The 20,679-nt window shown below is 61.0% G+C and carries 20 protein-coding genes; 7 read left to right on the top strand and 13 right to left on the bottom strand.

Annotated elements, in window-relative coordinates:
* Positions 1–41 precede the first annotated feature (41 nt).
* Together ASU23_RS28900 and ASU23_RS28895 are read right to left on the bottom strand one after the other, a co-directional pair.
* A complete protein-coding gene (locus ASU23_RS28900) occupies positions 42–1,352 on the bottom strand; it encodes an FAD-binding oxidoreductase (protein ID WP_003945449.1) in 1,311 nt (436 codons plus the stop codon).
* Between the two features lie 257 nt (positions 1,353–1,609).
* A complete protein-coding gene (locus ASU23_RS28895; RefSeq protein ID WP_058039219.1) occupies positions 1,610–2,950 on the bottom strand; it encodes an MFS transporter in 1,341 nt (446 codons plus the stop codon).
* Positions 2,951–3,351: 401 nt separating this feature from the next.
* Here ASU23_RS28895 and ASU23_RS28890 point away from each other — a divergent pair, with 401 nt between their 5' ends.
* Complete coding sequence (locus ASU23_RS28890) at positions 3,352–4,569, top strand: CdaR family transcriptional regulator (RefSeq protein ID WP_058039218.1); 1,218 nt, start codon at positions 3,352–3,354, stop codon at positions 4,567–4,569.
* A 641-nt stretch (positions 4,570–5,210) separates the two neighbouring features.
* Here ASU23_RS28890 and ASU23_RS28885 read toward each other — a convergent pair.
* From ASU23_RS28885 to ASU23_RS28875, 3 genes are all read right to left on the bottom strand, one after another.
* On the bottom strand, positions 5,211–6,635 hold the full coding sequence (locus ASU23_RS28885; protein WP_058039217.1) for a PQQ-binding-like beta-propeller repeat protein: 1,425 nt from the start codon (positions 6,633–6,635) through the stop codon (positions 5,211–5,213).
* Positions 6,636–6,777: 142 nt separating this feature from the next.
* Complete coding sequence (locus tag ASU23_RS28880; protein ID WP_003945451.1) at positions 6,778–8,079, bottom strand: TrpB-like pyridoxal phosphate-dependent enzyme; 1,302 nt, start codon at positions 8,077–8,079, stop codon at positions 6,778–6,780.
* 287 nt (positions 8,080–8,366) lie between these two features.
* On the bottom strand, positions 8,367–8,825 hold the full coding sequence (locus tag ASU23_RS28875; RefSeq protein WP_058039216.1) for a PaaI family thioesterase: 459 nt from the start codon (positions 8,823–8,825) through the stop codon (positions 8,367–8,369).
* Positions 8,826–8,910: 85 nt separating this feature from the next.
* Between ASU23_RS28875 and ASU23_RS28870 the strand changes: the two genes are divergently transcribed.
* From ASU23_RS28870 to ASU23_RS28860, 3 genes are all read left to right on the top strand, one after another.
* Positions 8,911–9,486, top strand: coding sequence for a TetR/AcrR family transcriptional regulator (locus ASU23_RS28870; protein ID WP_007734151.1), 576 nt, complete (start codon positions 8,911–8,913; stop codon positions 9,484–9,486).
* Positions 9,487–9,558: 72 nt separating this feature from the next.
* Positions 9,559–10,062, top strand: a complete 504-nt coding sequence (locus ASU23_RS28865) for an SRPBCC family protein (protein WP_003945790.1) — start codon at positions 9,559–9,561, stop codon at positions 10,060–10,062.
* Between the two features lie 28 nt (positions 10,063–10,090).
* Positions 10,091–11,341 carry an NADH:flavin oxidoreductase/NADH oxidase family protein gene (locus tag ASU23_RS28860; RefSeq protein WP_007734160.1) on the top strand — a complete coding sequence of 417 codons (1,251 nt, stop codon included), beginning with the start codon at positions 10,091–10,093 and terminating at the stop codon, positions 11,339–11,341.
* On the opposite strand, the gene ASU23_RS28855 is transcribed toward ASU23_RS28860, so the two are convergent.
* Together ASU23_RS28855 and ald are read right to left on the bottom strand one after the other, a co-directional pair.
* Positions 11,342–12,217: an aldo/keto reductase gene (locus ASU23_RS28855; RefSeq protein ID WP_007734162.1), complete on the bottom strand. Its 876-nt coding sequence runs from the start codon at positions 12,215–12,217 to the stop codon at positions 11,342–11,344.
* 68 nt (positions 12,218–12,285) lie between these two features.
* Complete coding sequence (gene ald / locus ASU23_RS28850; RefSeq protein ID WP_050655734.1) at positions 12,286–13,386, bottom strand: alanine dehydrogenase; 1,101 nt, start codon at positions 13,384–13,386, stop codon at positions 12,286–12,288.
* 109 nt (positions 13,387–13,495) lie between these two features.
* Between ald and ASU23_RS28845 the strand changes: the two genes are divergently transcribed.
* On the top strand, positions 13,496–14,017 hold the full coding sequence (locus ASU23_RS28845) for an Lrp/AsnC family transcriptional regulator (RefSeq protein WP_003945867.1): 522 nt from the start codon (positions 13,496–13,498) through the stop codon (positions 14,015–14,017).
* Between the two features lie 7 nt (positions 14,018–14,024).
* On the opposite strand, the gene ASU23_RS28840 is transcribed toward ASU23_RS28845, so the two are convergent.
* From ASU23_RS28840 to ASU23_RS28830, 3 genes are read right to left on the bottom strand one after another with little or no spacing between them, the layout of a single operon-like run.
* Positions 14,025–15,089 carry a maleylacetate reductase gene (locus tag ASU23_RS28840; protein WP_058039215.1) on the bottom strand — a complete coding sequence of 355 codons (1,065 nt, stop codon included), beginning with the start codon at positions 15,087–15,089 and terminating at the stop codon, positions 14,025–14,027.
* A 1-nt stretch (position 15,090) separates the two neighbouring features.
* The gene (locus tag ASU23_RS28835) at positions 15,091–15,879 is read right to left on the bottom strand and encodes a pirin-like bicupin family protein (RefSeq protein ID WP_058039214.1); all 789 of its coding nucleotides are present in this window, start codon (positions 15,877–15,879) and stop codon (positions 15,091–15,093) included.
* A gap of 37 nt (positions 15,880–15,916) precedes the next feature.
* A complete protein-coding gene (locus tag ASU23_RS28830) occupies positions 15,917–16,432 on the bottom strand; it encodes a VOC family protein (protein WP_058039213.1) in 516 nt (171 codons plus the stop codon).
* 111 nt (positions 16,433–16,543) lie between these two features.
* Here ASU23_RS28830 and ASU23_RS28825 point away from each other — a divergent pair, with 111 nt between their 5' ends.
* Together ASU23_RS28825 and ASU23_RS28820 are read left to right on the top strand one after the other, a co-directional pair.
* The gene (locus tag ASU23_RS28825) at positions 16,544–17,014 is read left to right on the top strand and encodes a MarR family winged helix-turn-helix transcriptional regulator (protein WP_058039212.1); all 471 of its coding nucleotides are present in this window, start codon (positions 16,544–16,546) and stop codon (positions 17,012–17,014) included.
* Positions 17,015–17,076: 62 nt separating this feature from the next.
* The gene (locus ASU23_RS28820) at positions 17,077–17,895 is read left to right on the top strand and encodes a Cof-type HAD-IIB family hydrolase (protein WP_058039211.1); all 819 of its coding nucleotides are present in this window, start codon (positions 17,077–17,079) and stop codon (positions 17,893–17,895) included.
* A 1-nt stretch (position 17,896) separates the two neighbouring features.
* On the opposite strand, the gene ASU23_RS28815 is transcribed toward ASU23_RS28820, so the two are convergent.
* From ASU23_RS28815 to ASU23_RS28805, 3 genes are all read right to left on the bottom strand, one after another.
* Positions 17,897–18,784, bottom strand: coding sequence for an alpha/beta fold hydrolase (locus ASU23_RS28815; RefSeq protein WP_058039210.1), 888 nt, complete (start codon positions 18,782–18,784; stop codon positions 17,897–17,899).
* Positions 18,785–19,009: 225 nt separating this feature from the next.
* Positions 19,010–19,675 (bottom strand): hypothetical protein, encoded by a 666-nt coding sequence (locus ASU23_RS28810; protein WP_058039209.1) that lies wholly within the window; start codon positions 19,673–19,675, stop codon positions 19,010–19,012.
* 122 nt (positions 19,676–19,797) lie between these two features.
* On the bottom strand, positions 19,798–20,562 hold the full coding sequence (locus ASU23_RS28805; protein WP_054827265.1) for an SDR family NAD(P)-dependent oxidoreductase: 765 nt from the start codon (positions 20,560–20,562) through the stop codon (positions 19,798–19,800).
* Positions 20,563–20,679 lie beyond the last annotated feature (117 nt).

Here is a 20,679-nt window from a genome sequence, read left to right as displayed (position 1 = left end):
CAGTTGTCGCGGCTATCGATTCTCCAAGCCGGACAACACTTCTAACCCATGACGGTCCCGGTCGACTCGGCATTGGGTGCCCGAAGGCGGGAGAATGCGCCGAGGTCGATTTCGAGCCCGGTGTGCATCCCGACATAGGTCAGGGGATCAGCGTCGTGATCGTGTCCAGCTTCCACCTGGTCGATGATCCTGGACATGAGGCGCCCAGCGATAGGGGCATTCTTGAATTGGTTCCCGCTGGTGCCCATGGCGACGTAGAAACCTTGCCTGTCTGTCTTGTCATAGATCGGGGTCCAGTCGGATGCTGCGTCGTACACGCCGGCAATACCTTTCGGTTGTGACGGGACCTCCAGGGTGGGGAAACGCCTGGCGGCGCGGAAAACCTGCGCTTCGAACCGGGCAACAGTGCGATTCGGGTTGGCGGTATCAGGATCGTCGATCCACTCGAGCGGATCGCAATCCGGTTCGGTTCCGCCGACAAGGAATCCGTTTCCAGGTTCGGCTCGCATGTAGGTTCCGAGATCCAAATCGGCGATCATCGGGCCGAGGATCTCGTCGTCGTTGTAGCCAGTGGGTGCGGTGACGTGATGAACTTCCTGGCGCAAGGGCCGAACCGAAACCTTGAAGTCGGCCCCGACGTTCGACAGCTTGTTGAACGCTCCTGACCAGGGGCCGGCGGCATTGACGACAATCTTGGATTTCACACTTTCCCCGTCGTCGAGCCCTAGCTGCCAGATGCCGTCAGGCAACTGCTCGACTGCCACTACACGCGTGTTGTATGCGAAAACTGCACCGTGCGAACGTGCTGCCGCAGCAAGATTCGCGGCAGCCAGTTGCGGGTCGTCGACGAACCCCGCCTGAGGTGTGTACAGCGCGCCGAGCGTGGTTTCGGCATCTGCGAAGAAGGACTCCGAGTCGACTGGCTTCGGAGGATAGTATTTGCCGGCGTCGATACCGGGAATCTTCTCGACGAGTGTCGTTGCGTCCCAAAGCTGGTAATCGATTCCTATCTTCTCGAATAATCCGATCGTGCGCGCGTGGGGCGCGACGTCGACATCGAGCAGTGCCATCCCGCATTGCCGAAACTTCGCAAGCGCGCCGTCGACTGTCGCGTTGAGATGCTCGTTCCAGTTTTGCCAGCAATGCAGCGACTCCCAAGCCGCAGCCATACCGTCGAATGTGGAGTAGTTGAACCGGATAACCGCACTGGATGCACTGGTCGAGCCGTAGCCCGGACCACCAGACTTGTCGATGACCAGGACTTCGTAGCCTCGAGCGGCCAGTTCGTAGGCGATGGAGCTGCCGATCACTCCAGCTCCGACCACAACTGCATCGGTCTTGTCGGTAGGCACTTTCGGCCTCTCTTTCTACTGATGGCTTCGCCGGATCGAAAGCACAGCTGTTCGATCCGGCAAGCTTGGGTTCTGGTAATTCCGACGCCGTCGACTTCCTCTGGAGAGCTTCATCCCGACTTCTCGGATTCGGCTCTGTCTTAATGAATTTGGCACCTGAAAGTCCAGAGGTGTTCGTCGTCCTCAACTCTCTCGTGGCGGCCATCGGAACGCTATCGACAGCTGCGCAAAAAATCACAGCCGTGGCGCGTCCGTTGTCAGAAATGTTTCGTCGGGCTGCCCTGCGTGGCAGACCAGTTTTTCGTTTCCGGAATCCCTCGCCACAGAATGGGAAGCGCGATCAAAGCGATGGCGGTCGCATAGAAGGCAGGCGACAGATCGCTTCCAGTGGCGTTGACCAGTGCTGCGCACACCAGAGGAGCGGTCCCTGCAAAAAGTGCATATGCGATGTTGTAGGGGATTGCCGTGCCGGTGAATCGCGCATGCGTCGGCATCATTTCGAGAATTACGAGCAAAGCGGACGCGAGTAAGGAAAGCGCGAGGACCAGAGAAGCCAGTGCAACGGCAATCGCGAAAATGTTTCCGGTACCGATGAGCATGTAGCTGGGCACCGAGACGAAAACTGACATCACCATGCCGATTCTGACGAGTGGCCTCCGGCCGATTCGGTCGACTGTGGCGCCGAAGAAGATGAACAGCGGTACTGCGAGAACCAAAGCGCCGGTTGTCATCAGCAGTGCCACCGTGCTCGGAACATCGGCTGAGAGAACCAGAAATGTCGGCATGTAGCCGAGCAGCATATGAGTAACGACACCGAGCGAGGCGAAGTACACGAAGGACGTGAGCAGAGTCCGCCAGTGATTGCGGAACAGATCTGCGAGTGGGCGGGTTGGAAGGGAATCGTTTTCTTGCATTTCCTTGAACGCCGGAGTCTCCTCGACGGCAAGCCTCATGAACAGGCCCACCATGGCGACAACGCCTCCGATGATGAACGGCCAACGCCATCCTCCGTCGGCGAAGTGCTCAGCGCCGACCGAGCTGAATGACAAGACTGTGACCGTGGCCAAGATGCTGCCGACAAATGACGAAGAGCTGATTATCCCTGCGTACAAGCCTCGGCGGTGGGACGGCGCATGCTCGACGACGAAGGTGGCAGCTCCGGTGTATTCGCCCCCGGCCGAGAATCCTTGAACCAATCGGCACAGCAGCAGCAACAGCGGTGCGGCAACACCGATCGAAGCGTACGTCGGTAGGAGACCGATTGCCGCCGTCGAGCAGCCCATGAGCGTAATTGCCAGGGACAGTGACCTCCGTCGGCCGAGGCGGTCACCAAGCCGTCCGAAGAATATGCCGCCGGCAGGTCTGGCCAAGAAGGCGACTCCGTAAAGAGCGAAGGTGGCAAGCAGTGCGCCACTGCCGAACTCCGGAGGGAAGAACACTGTCGCGAGAACTGCGGCAGTGAAACCGTAGATCGTGAAATCGAACCATTCGACGATGTTGCCTGTCGCCCCGGCGATCAGGGCCCTACGGCGCGCCGATCGACGTCCAGGTGGAGTCTCGGTTTGATGCCCTGCAGGAGCATTTGCTGTGCCGGTCATGATGATTCCTCTCGGGATATGCTGAATGGCAACGGCTTTGCGACATCACGGTCACCGATGTCATTCGAGATATTCGACATTGAAAGAGGTCGGTGGGATTCGATGTTGAACTGGCGAACGAAGGTCGTTTGTCGATTTCGGGTCGGAGGCGACTTCGTCTGAGGGAGATCGTGCCGGCCGGCCTCGCTCCCCATTACGCAAATCCCACGGCTGCAACAGATCTCGTCGCTGCCACTTCTGCCGGTTTGCGGACCGAGTGAAGGCGTCACGGGTCTCGGGTGCTTGGCATGAAGCGAGCCTATGGTGCAAAAGTTAGTTGCATCACTGTCATGTGTTCAAATTTCTACGTAGAAATTTGGGCATATGTTGCAAACCGGAGAGGGGGCTCGTACAGTTCGACCATGGTCGGAGAACTACAGCATTTGGTGGACACTACCGGGCGCCGACTGGACCGTTCCGTTGCGATCGATGATGCACAGATTCGTCTGCTCGCGTACAACTCGCATGACAGTGCCGTCGATTCAGTCAGAATGAATTCCGTTCTACAGCGGAATGTTTCACGCGAGATCGTAGACTTCATCTACGCGAGTGGAGGCCGTGAAGCCCTCGATCTCTTCACTGTTCCCGTCAACGAGGAACTAGGGCTGACCCTTGGCCGGGTCGGGATGCCGATCCGGTACCGCAATGCGCTGCTGGGCTTCGTCTGGCTGTTGACTTCGGAGGGCGAAGTTGACGAGGATCAAGCCGAGGTCTTGAGGCGCACGGCTGATGCGGCAGCGATGATCCTCCACCGCGAACAGTTGCTGGACGAGTTGTCCCGAAGTCGGGAGCGGGAACTTACTCGAGACGTCCTGTCGGGCGAGCGGTCGCTGCGCGAGGACGCGGCAAACAGGTTGGCCGAGGAGGGCTTGTTGGCTGCGGGTCCAGCAGTCGTGGTCACTGTGTTGCTCCGTCCTGGCGACCAGTCGACATTGACCGAAAGAGATCGTCTGAGTGTTGCCGTCGGCGTCGATCAGCTTCGTCGGAGGCTCCCGCGGAACAGTGCAATCCAACTCGACCGCCCCGACCACAGTCTGTTGATCGTATCGGTGGCCGAACGCTCGACTCAAACCCATCTGGTCTCGCTGATCGTGGCAGCCCGGGAGCGAGTCTTGTCTGAAAGTGGGCGCCAGAACATCGAATGTTGGGTCGGTATCGGTGAACCGCGAACCTCGGTTGCACACGTGCGCGAATCCTACGAAGAGTCCAGACGTTCCGCAGATGTGGCCCAGGTCGTCAAGGTGCTCGGAAATGTTGTGCGTTATCGGGATCTCGGCGTCTACGGACTTCTGGCCGAACTGTCGGAGGATCGACTCGAGAACAGTATTCACTCAGGTTTGCAGTCCTTGCTCAGCCATGAGGACTCGAAAAGTGAGGCTCTTCTCGCGACGCTGGAGAGTTTTTTGGACAATGCCGGTGACGTAAAGCGAACGTCAGAGGCGCTCTGTGTGCATCGAGGGAGCTTGTACTATCGCTTGCGGCGAATTCAGGAGATAACACGAGCAGACTTGGCAAACGGCGACGACCGGTTGGCCTTGCATTTGAGCCTGAAAGTCGCGCGGCTGTTGGATCTCCGATGATCCCGATCCGAGAAGAGGGGACTGCGGAAGAATCAAGCGGCTCAACGTAGTTGGCGGCTTTCGATCGTCAAGCGGGATGATTCCGGGGTGGGAAAGGAAGCGCGTCGTACATCGGCCGGGGTGGGTTGGCTTGACCTGCTGAGACGTTCATACGTTTGATCGGGCACCTTCTATCCTCCTGTCGGCAGATGCGGCGGAGTGCAACTTTTTCGGGCATTGAAAGTGCAGAATCGTCCAGATGGGTGTCGAGCTACGTGAAGAACGCGCGTTTTTGCAAACCGAAATGACGACGAATTTGGTCTGAGTTCGGTCCCCCGGTACGCAGATGTTTGCGCGCGAACTGGACTATTTGTTGCCGACTGCAAATTGGGGATTTCGCGACCATCCCGTTGGCTCCCTTTACGGTTGGATTGGATCAGATACCTGAGTCGGTGCGATTTTTACGCACCCCTTCACTGCAGGTCTGGTCTGATCTTTCCGAAATTGGAGTCGCGGAGATATATGCAGTTGTTCGAGATCGTTCCCCCGAAATTGAACAAACGCGCCAGACTGGATTGTGGCCATTGATGCTGCACGTCTAGCCATTTGCTTGCTGCTGAACTGGCTGGTCAGTACGACACGGTATCGGTGATGTTGCCGGCCTAACGCCAAACGGTGAAATGGTTCTGCCAGGAGAACGACACGTTTTTGCCGGCATTCGAGACGACGACTCCGCGTGGATCAACTTCTGGGGGAAGGGGAACCGACCACATCATCTTTCCGTCGCGAGCCCGGATCGCGTGCATGCCGGTGTAGTCGCTGAAGACGAAGTGGTCGCCATCGGTCGCACCGCTTCGAACCCAGTACGCGTCTTGCCAGGGCGTTTGCCACAACTGTCGGCCACTCTCGATGTCGAGACCCGAGATTGTGCGCGTCTCGGGAGACGTGACCAGGATTGTTTTTCCTACCACCGCGGCGATGGCGCTTCCTGTCCCGGCCATCGCGGTGTTGACGATTTGTGAACTGCGCCAAAGTTCGTCACCGGAATTCGGGTCGTAGGCGCCGTCGCCGAGAAACATCGGCAGGCCCGTCGAGGACTTACTTGGGTAGGACGACGATGAGTACGAGGGAATCGGTATCGCACGAATCGTGGATCCATTTGAAGCCAAGAGGTTTTGGGTTCCTACATAACCTGACCGGCCGCCGACACTGGTGAGGAACAATCCATTCCCGGCCGGGACAAGCGAATCACCCTCGAATCGGAATCGTTCGGCGCCGGAATCCAGATCGTAGATTCGATAGCGGTACTGTGGGTCCCCGCCATCGCCCTGTTCCATCGCAATGACAGTGTCGGTGTGAGGGACCGTGTAGACGGCCCCGAACTTCTCACTTGGTTCGAAGGTACGCACGAAGTTGGCCGTCAAATTGGTTGTGGTGCCGCTGGCAAGAATTCGTGTTCGAACCGTTCCGTCCATCCTTTCGCCGGACGTGTACACGGTGTCTCCGGCGATGGTGGCGCCATTGAGATCGAAGTCGGTTCCGAGGTCGGACATCAGAGTTCCGGTCGCGGTATCGACAAAGATCATCCGTCGATCGCCCCAGCACGCGATGATCGTGGATTCGTTCTGCTGACTGCACTGGCCGATGACTCCGCCGATTCGCGTTTTCCACAGCGGACTTCCGTCGTCGGGATTCACCCCGACGAGTGTGACGGCACCGACTCCCTGACTCGACGAAGACTCGTCGGTCTTGGGAAGCGGATAAGCAGTCGCGGCCACCAGCACGTCACCGACTTGGTACGTGTTGCCGTAGCCGTAGTAGCTATCGAGCGTGGAAGGCATCGACAGCAGCACGTCCCCGGGGTTGTCCGTGAGCGCTCGGACATCGAGTTCCCAGGCTTGTTGCGGAGGATCGGAGAGGTCTACGTCGACAACGCCTTGCTCGACGATCGGACCGCCTGTCTTCTGCTTCGGCCATGCCGCATCACTGGAGTCGGAGATTACCGATACGACGATGAACGCGATCGCCACGAGCAATGCCAGTCCGAGTGCGACCAGTTTCCAATGTTCCTTCAACCGAAGCTGCATCGAAAGACCGTAACCGATCGATCAAACTGATCGGTTCGTTTCGCGGACGGCCGGCACGATGTCGATCGCGAGATCGAGCCCACGTGCTCGGTGTGACGAAGTGTGGTGGCCTCGTACGCACGAGACCACCACACCGACGGCGTCAGACGTAAGGCGAGTACGCCGGAAGATCCAACTGACCGTTGCCGGACAGCCCGATCACGATCACCTCGGGTTCGGTGACGGCACGGGCGTGAGCGATAGCGCCGGCAACCGCGTGGGTTGATTCCGGAGCCGGGATGATTCCTTCGGCGCGGGCGAAAATCAGACCTGCCTGGAGTGCGTCGTCCTGATCGACGGCAATTGCATCCATGAGTCCGAGGTTGACCGCGTGCGAGACCATCGGCGACATGCCGTGGTAGCGGAGGCCACCGGCATGGATGGCCGGCGGTACGAAATCCTTACCCAGAGTGTGCATCTTGAGCAGCGGCGTCAGGCCGGCGACATCACCGAAGTCGTAGCGGTACTCGCCCTGGGTGAGGGACGGGCATGCCGACGGCTCGCAGGCGACCAGACGAGTCTTGGTGCCTTCGCGAAGGTTTCGTCCCAGGAACGGGAAGGTGAGTCCGGCGAGGTTGGAACCGCCACCGGCGCAACCGAACACGGTGTCGGGGACGGCGTCGCCGGCTTCTTCGAGCTGGACCATTGCTTCCTGACCGATCACGGTCTGGTGCAGCATGACGTGGTTCAGCACGCTACCGAGTGAGTAGTGCGTGTTCGGATCCTGCGCAGCGACCTCGACGGCCTCACTGATGGCCATACCGAGCGAGCCGGTGGTGTCGGGATGCGACTTCAACAGTGCGCGTCCGGCTTCCGTCAGGTCCGAAGGCGACGGGTGACAGATTCCGCCGTACGCCTCCATCTGGATGCGTCGGTACGGCTTCGAATCGAAGGACGAGCGAACCTGCCATACCTCGACGTCGAGTCCGAGCAGCGCGCCCGCGAACGACAGCGACGCACCCCACTGTCCCGCACCGGTTTCGGTGGTGAGCTTGGTGGTTCCCTCGATTGCGTTGTAGTAAGCCTGCGCGACAGCAGTATTCGGCTTGTGTGAACCGACCGGGCTCACGCCTTCGTACTTGTAGTAGATGCGGGCAGGTGTGCCCAGAGCGCGCTCGAGTCGGTGCGCGCGGAACAAGGGAGAGGGCCTCCACATGCCGTAGATCTCGCGAACCGTCTCCGGGATCTCGATGTAGCGCTCGGTTGCGACTTCCTGCGCGATGAGGTTCATCGGGAACAGCGGCGCCAAGTCCTCGGGGCCGAGCGGCTCACGAGTGCCCGGATGCAGGTGCGGGGGAACAGGCTCGGGGAGGTCAGCCGCCAGGTTGTACCAGTGCGTCGGCACTTTCGACGGGATGGAGACGCCCAAAGGCTCGAGCGAACGGTTGAGTGGGGTGGTGGTCAACTAACTCTCCTTCGTGGATTCGGTACCTGATCTTGGCGGTCGTAGCGACGACGCGTACGGCATTTGCCGGATCGGGGATCCTGAGAGGAGCCTGCTGGACCACCCGATATCGGTCCGGGCAGCACGCAGTTGCGGCTGACCGTCAGCGGTCGGGCCACCAGAGGTGCGCAGTGAGCAGGGTCACGAGCCGATCGTACATCGGCACTCGCACCCTGCTCACGTCGGGCGCAGCTACATTCTCGCCATCCTCCGTCGGCGCGGCTACATTCTCGCCATCCTTCGTCGGCTCAGCGAAAAATCATGCACGTCGTGGTTCCATGCGCCACCAACTTGCCGTTTTTGTCGAGGACCTTGCCCTCTGCCGTCGCGGTACGCCCGCCCACGTGAATGACGCTGCCGTGGGCTGTCAGTTCGTCACCGTCGAGAGGCACCGTGCGGATGTAGTTGAGCTTGAGTTCGAGGGTCGTGTAGCCGACGCCGGCCGGAAGCATCGTGTGTACCGCGCAGCCCATGACCGAGTCGAGCAGCGTTGCGCAGATGCCGCCGTGCACAGTGCCGAGCGGGTTGCTGAAATCGGCGCGCGGGGTCAGGGCGAAGCTCACGGATCCTTCGTTGACCTCGCGCATCTCCATGCCGAGGAGGCGTCCGATGCTGGGTCGGTCGTTGACCTGCGTTCCCATCCAGTGGAGAAGTTCGAGGCCTGTCATCTGCGCCGGATCGACGGTCGCGGTTGTCTCGTCACTCATTGTTTCATCCCATCGCTATGTAGGTCGTCATACATAACGTAGCGTATGAGTCGACAGGTGTACCGACGGCCGAAGGATCTGTGACATGGCAGAGCTGAGCTCACGTGATCGCATGATTCGCAGTGCGGTTGAACTGATCAGCCGCAACGGTGTCGACGCGACGTCCTTCAGCGACGTCATCAAGCACAGCGGCGCACCCCGTGGGTCGATCTACCACCACTTTCCTGGCGGTAAGACCGAGTTGATGGTCGAAGCCGTGCGCGCGGCCGGTGCGATCATCACCAGACGGATCAGCTCGGCTGCGGCTACCGGTTCCACGGCCGACGTGATCGAAGCGGTCGGAGACATCTGGCGACTCAATCTCACACGCTCGGACTTCGCGATCGGCTGCCCGGTGATTGCCGGCGGGTTGGCGCGTGCCAGTGAGCCAGAAGTCGCGGAAGTGTCGGCTGAGGTCATGCTGGGATGGCAGAAGTTGATCGAATCGCAACTCGAAACTGCGGGTTATCCTGCAGTGCAGGCAAAATCGATGGCAAACCTGACGATCACGTCGGTCGAAGGTGCAGTGGCGGTGTGCCAGACGACTCGAAGTATCGAGCCGCTCGAACAGGTCATCGCTTCACTGCAGGGGCTCTCTCGTTCTGAGGCTTGGTCCCGCTGAGCCTTCGGGGGTTGACTTCGGTCGTCAAGTATCCGTAACTTCATGTAACGGCTAATTGGGCAGGAGTAGGCGATGACACATTGGTTCGACCTCGAACCGGTCGGTGTCGATTTCTTCGACACGGCACCGCATATCTTCACGTACTCGATCGACCTCACCGCCGCACCGGATGACGTCTGGGCTGGTCTGACCGCCGACGAGCCTTTGTCGTGGTGCCGACTGCTCACAAAAGTGCACTACACCTCGCCGCGCCCCTACGGCGCCGGCACGCGCCGAATCGCGGAGGTGGGCGGCGGTGCGATGCAGATGCGCGAAAAGTTCATCACCTGGGACGACGAAACGCGTCGGCACTCGTTTTACGTCGAACAGTCCAATGTTCCGCTGTTCCAATCCTTCGCGGAGGACTACCGCGTCGACGAGCTCGCAGTGGGTTCGAGACTGCAGTGGAATTTTGCATTCTCGCCGCGTCCGAAGCTGTCGCTCGCGGTGCGCGGCGGGCTACCGGTCAACTCGCTGATCTTCTCGAGCTTCGTGCGCGATACCAAGCGGCACTTCGGTTCTGCGCCACGCCATTGACTTTCTTCCCTTCATACGAGAGGCATCCATGACCACGCTCGGAGAATCATTGACTTTGCCCTGCGGGCAGATCCTGCGGAATCGGACCATGAAAGCTGCGCTCAGCGAGGCTCTGGGTGACCGCACTCATGGACCGTCCACTCGCTTGGAAACGCTGTACGGTCGTTGGGGCAGTGGCGGGTTCGGTTTGCTGATCACCGGCAATGTCATGGTCGATCGATCGCAGATCGCCGAACCGGGCAATGTCGTCGTCGACGACGATCGTGATGCCGAAGCACTGACTGCCTGGGCCAAGACCGCCAAGAACGGCGGCGCCGAGATCTGGATGCAGCTGAACCACCCAGGGCGGCAATCCAACCCGATTGCCAGCAGAGGTAGACCGGTCGCCCCGAGCGCGATCGCGCTGAAGATTCCGGGAATGGCGACGCCGCGAGAACTCTCGACCGCTGAGATCGACGAGATCATCGACAAGTTCGCGGAAACCGCTCGCGTCGCCGAGTCCTCCGGCTTCGGGGGCGTGCAGATACACGCAGCGCACGGTTATCTTGTTGCGCAGTTCCTTTCGCCCTTGTCCAATCAGCGGACGGACGAGTGGGGTGGAGATCCTGAGCGTCGACGACGCTTTCTGATCGAGATCGTTCGGCGCATACGCTCTGCCGTTGCTCCGGGATTCGCGGTCTCGGTCAAGCTCAACTCGGCTGATTTCCAACGAGGTGGATTCTCGGAAGACGAGTCGCGAGAAGTAGTGCGCGCGTTGACCGAAGAGTCGGTGGATCTCATCGAGATCAGCGGTGGCAGTTATGAATCGCCGGCCATGATGGGTAAAGCGCAGAAGCAGAGCACTCGCGATCGAGAGGCATATTTCCTCGAGTACGCCGAGACAGTCCGAGCGATTGCCGGCGACATTCCCTTGGCGGTCACCGGCGGCTTCCGCTCGCGATCGGCGATGGTCGAGGCACTGGCTTCCGGCGCGTGCGACGTGATCGGCCTCGGCCGGCCGACGATCACGATCCCCGACGCGGCAACCGTTCTCCTGGAATCGGATCGGGAACGATTGACCGTGCCGACTGTTGAGTTCGGAGCGCGGAAGTTGTTGGGGAAGGTTGCCGACATCTCGATGCTCGACGGTGCACTCGACCTGCAGTGGCATACCGATCAGCTGCACCGGATGGGCGACGGAAGCGAGCCGGATCCGGCTCGGCCGTGGTGGAAGACCCTCGGAACGATGGTGAGGCGAAACGGATTCGATGCGCTTCGCCCCACCAAACGAGCGGCTTGATCAGTTCGGTGCACCGATGTTGAGTTCATCGGGATGCGCGCCGACGCGGGTACCGTCGTCGAGAGTGTCGATTTCGCTCAGGTCGAGATCGGTGAGTTCGAAGTCGAATACGTCGATGTTCTGAGCGATTCGAGCATCGTGTACGGATTTCGGGATGACGATCAGGCCGTTCTGAAGGTGCCAACGGATCAGGACCTGCGCGGCAGTCTTGCTGTGGCGGTCACCGATTCGTGTGATGATCGGGTCGGTGAGCAGGGTGTTGGGCTTGGACGCCTTACCCCAACCTGCGTTACTGGTACCGCCGAGTGGGCTCCACGATTCGACCTTGATCCCGTGCTCGGCGGCCTTGTCGCGAATGGCGTGCTGTGTGAGGTGCGGGTGCAGTTCCACCTGATCGACTGCGGGCAACAATCCACCGCGTTCGACGAGAAGCTGCAGATGATGCGGCTCGAAGTTGCACACCCCGATTGCCTTGGCGCGGCCCGATTCCGCGATCTTTTCGAGTGCGTCCCACGTGCGGAGGAGTCGGTCGTTGTCCTGCAGAGGCCAGTGGATGAGGTAGAGATCGACGTAGTCGACGCCCAGCTTGTCGATGCTGGTGTCGAAAGCCTTCAACGCCGGCTCGTAGCCCTGATCCGCATTCCACAGCTTCGTGGTGAGGAAGATGTCCTCTCGCGCGACGGACGAGTTGGCGATACCTCGTCCGACGCCCTCTTCGTTTCCGTAGGCGGCAGCGGTGTCGATGTGCCGGTAGCCGGCCTCGTCGAGTGCGAACCGTACTGCATGCTCGGTTTCGTCGTTGGTGGCCTGCCAGACTCCGAGGCCGAGTTGCGGGATCGTGGTTCCGGAATTCAGCGTGATGTCAGGAATGCTCATGGATCAAGGCTAGCGATCTCGAGCTGTCCTTGCCTGGGTCAGAGCTGCCTGGGTCAGAGCTGCCTGGGTCAGAGAGTGGTAGCCGAGTACCCATGCGCCGCTGCAACACTGTCGGACAGGAGCAGGCCGTCGTGTGTGCTCAGACCTGACCCCAGGCCGGGAACTGTCGCGACCGCGTCCTTCCACCCCTTGTTTGCCAATGCGACGACGTACGGAAGCGTCGCGTTGGTGAGTGCGTAGGTGGACGTACGGGGGACGGCTCCGGGCATGTTCGCAACGCAGTAGAAGACCGAACCGTGAACCTGGTACGTCGGATCAGCGTGCGTGGTCGCGTGTGAATCCTCGAAGCAGCCTCCCTGGTCGATGGCGATGTCGACCAGGACAGAACCCGGCTTCATACGCGCCACCAGGCTGTTGGAGACGAGAGTCGGCGCCTTCGCCCCGGGGACCAGCACCGCGCCGATGACGAGGTCGGCGTCGAGTACAGCCTGTTCGAGTTCGAGGCTGTTGGACGTGATGGTCTTGACCTGGCCGTGGTAAAGCTCGTCGATTTCCCGCAGGCGCGCGATCGACAGGTCGAGAACGGTGACGTCGGCCTGCATGCCGTAGGCCACGGCGATGGCGTTCTTGCCGGAGACTCCCGCACCGATCACCACGACCTTGGCGGGGCGCACTCCGGGTACGCCGCCCATCAGCACTCCGCGTCCGCCGCCGTGACGCATCAAGTGATAGGCGCCCGCCTGCGGTGCCAGGCGTCCGGCTACTTCACTCATCGGGGCGAGGAGGGGCAGTGAACCGTCGGAACCGACAACTGTTTCGTAGGCGATGGAGGTGGTCTTCGACGTCAGGAGCGCGTCGGTGCATTCCTTCGACGCCGCCAGGTGCAGGTAGGTGAAGAGAACCTGATCCTTACGGAGTCGCGAATACTCTTCTGCAATAGGTTCTTTGACCTTCAGGAGTAGATCTGCGTCCGTCCAGACCTGATCGGCAGATCCGAGGATCTGCGCGCCCGCGGCCTTGAAATCCTCGTCACTGAACGAGGAGCCGACGCCTGCACCCGTTTCGATGACGACTTCGTGTCCTCGGCCGACCAGTTCGTGGACGCCTGCTGGGCTGATGGCCACGCGGTACTCGTGGTTTTTGATCTCGCGGGGGATTCCGACCTTCATGACACGGCTCCGAACTGAGTCTGTTGTTTCTTCGAATGGCAGGTGCCAAGCATGAAGTTTCGTCGCCAGATAGTGAAGAGAAGTGAAGATAATTCTCTAGGCTGTATTCATGGTGCGCGAAAGTTCAAAAATCGGTATTCAGACGGCCGCCTCGCCGAAGCATGTTCGGGCAGCAATGAAGTTGGACGAGATCGACCGGGTTCTGCTCGAAGAGCTGGCGAAAGACGCGAGGATTCCGAACAATGCGCTGGCTGCGATCGCGGGAATTGCGCCGTCGACATGCCTCGGCCGTGTGCGCGCCTTGGTGGACAACGGCGTGATCAGGGGATTTCACGCGGACATCGACCCCGCCGCTCTCGGAATGGATCTGCAGGCGATGATCGCAGTTCGACTGCAGGCCAACGCACGGTCGCACCTCAACCGGCTCGGCGACGATTTCGCCAAGCTGGACTCCGTGCTCAACGTGTACTTCGTTGCCGGTGTCGACGACTACATGCTGCACGTCGCAACGACGGATTCGGCGCAGTTGCGTGACTTCGTCGTCAACAATCTCTCGGCACATCCAGCGGTTGCTGCGACCGAGACGATTCTGATCTTCGAACACGTCAGGCCTCGAGGCGGTACTGCCTGATTAGTTCTCACCTGATGGCGGGTCGACGCCCGGACCAGGCGTTCTCGAGGAGTTCGCTCAGGCCTGCCGGGGTGATCTCACGCGGGTTCGGATAAGCGGCGGCGTTCGCGAGTTCGACTGCACGGCCGATCTGATCGTGACTCATTCCCACCTCTCGCAGAGAGGTCGGCCCGCCGCACGAGGTGACGAGGTCGAAAACGCCGGTGGCGGCGTCGGATACACCCAAGGCAGTCGCTATTCGAGACATGACTTCCGGGACGCCAGGCGCGTTGAACGCCATTGCCTGGGGAAGGACAACGGTGTGGGTGGGAGCATGCGGCAAACCGAAGCTGCCACCGAGGGTGTGGCACAACTTGTGATGAAGCCCCATACCGACCGTGCCCAAGCAGGTTCCGGCCAACCAGGCTGCTTGCAGTAGTTCGGCCCTACCTTCCAGATTTTTCGGATCATCGACAATGCTCGGCAGCGCACGGGCGATCCCGGAGATCGCCTCGATCGCCATCAAGTCCGTGATCGGGTTGGACTCGGTGGAGTACAACGCTTCAACCGCATGCGCCATCGCGTTGACGGCGCTGGTGACGGTGGTATCCAGCGGCAGATCGAGAGTGAGGTCGACGTCGTAGATGACGGTTTCCGGTCTGATGTGGGGAGAGGAGCGAGTTGTCTTGCGTCCGTTCTCTGTTTCACCCAACACCGGAGTGACTTCTGATCCCGCGTACGTTGTCGGAACGACGATCTGATCGAACCCCGCTCGTAGTGCCAATGCCTTGGACAACCCGGTTGCCGAACCGCCGCCGATCGCGACGACCGTGTCGACGTGATGGTTCTCGGCAAGTCTCAGCGCGGCTGTCGTGACTTCGATCGGAGTATGCATCACAGCGCCGTCGAAGCGGGCCACCGCCATGTCGCCGAGAGATTCGGTCACGGCGGCGGCAACCGCGTCGAGTCGACGACTTGCCAGCACCATCACTCGGCTACGGCCGAGCCGCCGCACTTCTTCGGCGATCGTATCGATCATCCCTTGGCCGAAGACAATTCGAGCCGGTGAAGCGTCGTACGAGAAGGACTTCATGTCATCCCTGCGAAACGGTGGCGTGCATTTCCCAGACGATGACCTCGGCACCGGTATCGGAACTGACCTGCTGGCCTCCGCCGCCGGACACGCGCACCGCGTCACCTTGTTCGAGCACGCCGACGCCTTCCAAGGCCGCCTGACCGTCGGCGACAAAAACGTGCAGGAACGGCGCGTCGGGCAGGGTCACGGGCTGTCCGGGTTGCAGACGCGCGACGTGCATCGCGGCGTACTTGTTCTTGATCCGGATTGCCGAGTGATCGGCGTACGCGTCCATGCCGGAGGCGACGGGAACCAGACCACCGGCAAGCAATTCGGCGTCGATCTCCAACTGCTCGTAGCCGGGGGTGATTCCGGCTTCGTCGGGGATGACCCACATCTGGATGAAGTGAACCGGGTCGCTGTGCTTGTCGGAATGGCTGCCGGCCACGTCACCGAGTCGCCACGAATCGTTCTTCTCCGAATGCAGGATGCCCGTTCCGGCGCTCATCCGCTGGGCTAGACCGGGGTAGATGACACCCGAATGACCCATCGAATCCTGATGTACGAGAGAACCTCTCAGTACCCAGGTGACGATCTCCATGTCCTGGTGCGGGTGGGTGTCGAATCCCATTCCGGGCGTGACGATGTCGTCGTTGTTGACCAGGAGAAGACCGTGGTGAGTGTTCTTCGGGTCGTAGTGATTGCTGAACGAGAACGAGTGCTTGGAGTCCAGCCAGCCGGCATTGGACTTGAAGCGATCCCCGGATCGACGGATATCGAGGTTCGGCTGCGACAGAGTGGAGGTCATGGTGTGCCTTCCGAATGGTATGGGGGAGAGCAAGTTTTCAGAGGACGTGATTGCCGTACATCTCACCGAGTGGGTCTGCGATCAGTTCGAGTCGAGCGCCGTCGGGATCGCGGAAGTACAGCGAAACCTCACTGTGCTCGATCAGTTCGACGCCGGCCTCGGTCAGTCTGGTACGTAGCTTCGCCCACTTGGCGGGTTCGACGCTGATCGCGATGTGGTGGAGGCCGCCGAGTACTTCTTGGTACGGGCCCACGTCGAGACCCGGGAAGTCGAAGAACGCCAGAAGGTTGCCATTGCCGATGTCGAAGAAGAAGTGCGACGACCCGGGATAGTCACGGTTCTCGATCAACTCGGTGAGTGGGAATCCGAGGAGATCCTGGTAGAACTTCACGGTTCGTTCGACGTCACTGCTGATCAGGGCCGTATGGTGCAGGCCGCGTGCGGTCGATGCGGGTCGTTTGTCGGCGGGGAGCAGATGTCGATCCCTGATCTCGGCCCGGCGTTCCTCGAACCGCACTGCGTTGTCGACCTGCACTGCGTTGTCGTCGCTCATGGCGCCCGCCTCCCGGTTGAATCTTCACTTCGAACAAGTAGTTGACTGATCAACCACATTGAGAATAGCTCATTTGATTTCGTTGTCAACTACTTCGGATATGCTGGCGTTATGGAATCAGTGCGGTGGTTGACCGACTCGGAGCAATCGGCCTGGCGGGCGTATCTGGACTCGACGCGACTGCTGCAGCGTGTGCTCGACCAACAATTGATGCGAGACTCCGACATTTCGTTCACGGACTTCGAACTGTTGGTTGCTCTATCCGAAGCGCCTGGGCGGCAACTGCGCATGAGTGAGCTCGCCGATGCTGTGATGGCGACCCGAAGTGGTGTGACCAGGGCCGTCAATCGGCTGGTCGGTGCCGGTTGGGTGCGCAGGGTCGAGTGTGTCGACGACAAGAGGGGCGCTAATGCGGAGCTGACCGACCAGGGTGCCGAGAAATTGGCGTCGGCAAGCCCGGCGCATGTAGCCGCAGTACGGGAGGGCATGTTCGATCTGCTGAGCCCGCGAGATGTCGAGCGGCTGAGTGTGGTCTTCGGCGAGATGCGTCGGCACCTTCTCGATACCCAGTCAGGTAATTGACAGAGCAACTGTCCATGTCATGTAGTTGGTGAGGGTTGCGAACGGACTGCCATCATGGTCTGGTGACCCGCATTCGTATGTTCGCAACCGACCTCGACGGCACCCTGCTGCGCTCCGACCGAACGATTTCAGCGCGAACCGCGCAGGCCATGGAGAACGCGCGGCTCGCGGGGATCGAAGTTGTGTGGGCGACGGCCCGGGCCAGGCATTCGGTACACACGTTGGCGAGCTCGTGCGGATTTCGCGGTAAAGCTGTGTGTGCCAACGGAGCTGTCATTCTCGACCTGGCGGACGGGACTCCGGAGATCGTCGACACCGTTTCGATCGAAACATCTTTGGCTGCAACGGCTATGGAGCAGGTTCGCGCTCTGATTCCGGGCGTCGTGTTCGCGAACGTCGGACCCACGCAGTTCTTTGCCGAGCCGGAGTATGCCGCTCTGTGCGAGTTCGCGGACCATCACCGGCACCTGCACGAGATGGTGCTCGCCGATACGCTGCCGCTGGACGTGGAGCCGATGGTCAAGATCGTGGCCCGGCATGCCGAGGTTCCCGGCGCCGACCTGTACCGAACAGCGGTCGCTGCGGGTATCGAGGGTGTGGAGTTGACCCACTCCGGGGCCCCGTACATGGAAATGGCAGCGGCGGGCGTCTCGAAGGCCAGCGCTCTCGCGCAGTTGTGCGCGATCGACGGCATCGACGCGTCGGAAGTGGCCGCGGCCGGTGACGCCTTCAACGACGTTGCGATGCTGGCCTGGGCCGGAACGGCTCTGGCGCCCGCCAACGCCAGAGCCGAGGTCATCGAGCTCGCCGACCGAATTTTGCCCACGAACGACGAGGACGGGGTGGCGAGCTACCTCGAAGAGCTGGTTGCGGGGAGCTAGTTCAGCTGCTGACGGCCTTGGGTCCGGTGCCGATACCGACTCCGCAGTCCGTCATGAATTCGGAGAAGACACGGTCGAAGCGATCCGGATAGTCAAGGTGCGGGAAATGCCCGGCGCGCTTGAATATCTCCACCCGCCCCAGCGGTAGTTCGGCGCGAGCATTCTCGGTGTGGGCGTTGGGGATGATGGTGTCTTCCTCGCCCCACACCAGTAGTGCCTGCAGGTTCTTGAAGTTGGCGAAATGCGGAGTGGCATTGACGGTTTGGCCGCTGTAGTTGATGACCGATCGCGCGGTCGCCAGAAATGCCTGACGTGTCGACGCGTCCGATACCGAAGCAAAGCTCTTACGGGCCTCACTCGCGCTGGCACCGAGCTTGAACAGGCCGATCTTGTTGAAAAGTCCGAGCGCTTTGTCCGTCACGTCGGTCAGCGTCCTGGACGCGAGAACGGGAAGTACCAGTTCGCTGCCGGGCAGAGTCGCCGCGCGCAGGAGTGGGCTCACCTCGGGGCCGAGTCCGCCGCTGGCCACCAGGCACAGCCGCTCCACCCGGTCGGGGAACAGGTACAGCGTCTGCATCGCGATCCCACCACCGAGGGAGTGACCGACGAGGGTGGCCGACGGAATATCGAGGGCTTCGAGGAGGTCGCGAACGGTGGCGGCGTGAGCACTGAGTGAATAGTCGCCGGCAGGCTTGTCCGACGCACCATGTCCGAAGAGATCAGGGGCGATCACGCGGTAATGACGCGAGAGCGTCTCGATCTGCGGCTCCCAATTGGAGTGCGCGCCCAGTAGGCCGTGAATGAGCACCACAACGGGGCCACTGCCTTGGTCGACGTACTTGAGCTGGTCGCCGTGCAATACAACCGTCTGTAATTGGTCGGTTGCCATGATTGAACCTTTCGGAGCCGCCAGTGTCTGTGGCTGCTCGCGTGTTGTCGGACCGCACCCGCCCCGACGCGGATCCACGGGTATTTGTGACCGGGAGTAACCCCAGTTCCCTCAGTATGCCCACCGAGGGGCCCGATGTCGTCGCCATCGGGCGTGTTGTGACGAACCGTGAGCCGTCGGCTGAGGGGAGACGTACAACTCACCGCCGCGTGTCGGCGCCGCTGATCAGGCGAAATCGACCAGTTTGCCGAAAGTGAGGTTGATGTCCCACGGTGTGACGCCCCACGTCTCGATCGCTGATACCGCGAAGATTCCGGCAGCCTCGATGGTGTCCTGTGAGGCTGGTGCCGAAACGGAAACGCCGGTTTGTCCGCTCGGAACCTCCGGCCAGACGCCGGTTCCGGCGGGCGCGGGGGTGGCCTCCATGACCGCGTTGGCCAGTCCCGATTCGTCGACGGTCGTGAAGAGGCAGTTCGGCTCGTGCGGAGAATCCCACCCGCCGAGTTCCGCGAGCCAGAATTCGCCACGTCCAGCAGCGGAGATCGCGACCGACGCGAGTACCGATTCGAGATCTTCCCAAGCGTCGGACGTCGGGGCCGACGCCTCGGTGAGCTTGAACGGTGCGGCAAGTGCAGTGCTGTCAGGGGAAGCGAAGCGCGGCTGCACAGTGAGGGCCTGGGTCCGGGTATCCAGAAACGCAACCTCTCGGAACTTGTTGTCCGGCAGGGTCGTACGGGCTACGAGACCGCGTCCCAACAGTGCGCCGAGCGCCGCGGGATCGTCGACGCTCCACAAGCGGGTCTCGTCCTCGGACCAGGTGCGGATCTTTCCGCCGACGACGGGACTGATCAGCACGGGCTCGAGGTTCGTAGTGCCTGTTGACTCGCTCACCGCTGGCTCCCCACCGCACGTCGTACCGCCGGACCGGTTCCGGGCGACGAGATAAGTATGCCGCCTCGCTGCTGTGCGCCTTTATTAACCGCCGGGGGTTAATAAAGGCGCACAGCAAGTGGTCACATATGCGTGCCGCCGTCGATGCGGATTTCCGTTCCGGTGACAAACGAGCCGTCTTCGGAAGCGAGCATCGCGATCACGCCGGCGACGGCGGACGGGGGCGCGAAACCCTCACCGATTGCCGGGGCCAGCTTGCCGAGCAGCGTGAAGTCGATGTCGGCCGGGAAGCCGGGATCGGAGGTCATGCCCGAAGCGATGCTGCCGGGTGCGACGGCCACGGCGCGAAGGCCCTGCTTGCTGTACTCGAGTGCAAGTGCGTGCGTGAAGGATTGGATTCCACCCTTCGACGCCGCATATGCCGTCATATACGGGTGGGCGAAGGTGGCCGACGTGGAACTGAAGTTGACCACGACGCCTGCCCCGCTTTCGAGCAGTGCCGGCAGGGACTCCCTCGTCATGAGGAATGTTCCGGTGAGGTTGACCCCGATGACGGTGTTCCAGAAATCGAGTGTCATCTCGTGGGTGTGTGCGGAGCGCAGAATGCCCGCCGCATTGACCAGCACGTCGAGGCCGCCCAGAGCCTTGAGCGCAGCGCCGACCTGTTCGCGAACAGACTCTTCGCTGGAGATGTCGACCTTCACCGTGGTGAGGCGATCGGAGTGGCCGGCGTCCTTCGCGGTGTTCAGCGTCTGTTCGAGGCCGGTCTCGGAAATGTCGGCGGCGACGACGGTGCCACCTTCTGCCAGGATGCGGGCAACGGTGGCCTGGCCGATTCCGGATCCTGCGCCGCTGATGAGGACGCGCTTGTCGTCGAATCGATTCACGAGAAAACTCCGGTCTGTGGGATGGACAGCTGTCTGGTGACCGATTCTGCGCGATCCAGCGCTATTAATCTGCTGGGCATTCCACTGACTGGGCACCAGTGGTGCTTGTTCGCTCGC

Source organism: Rhodococcus sp. KB6 (genome assembly GCF_001445685.1).
Lineage (GTDB): Bacteria > Actinomycetota > Actinomycetes > Mycobacteriales > Mycobacteriaceae > Rhodococcus_F > Rhodococcus_F qingshengii.
The sequence above is the reverse complement of the archived record's forward strand: the minus strand, read 5'-3'. Positions and strand labels throughout refer to the sequence as shown.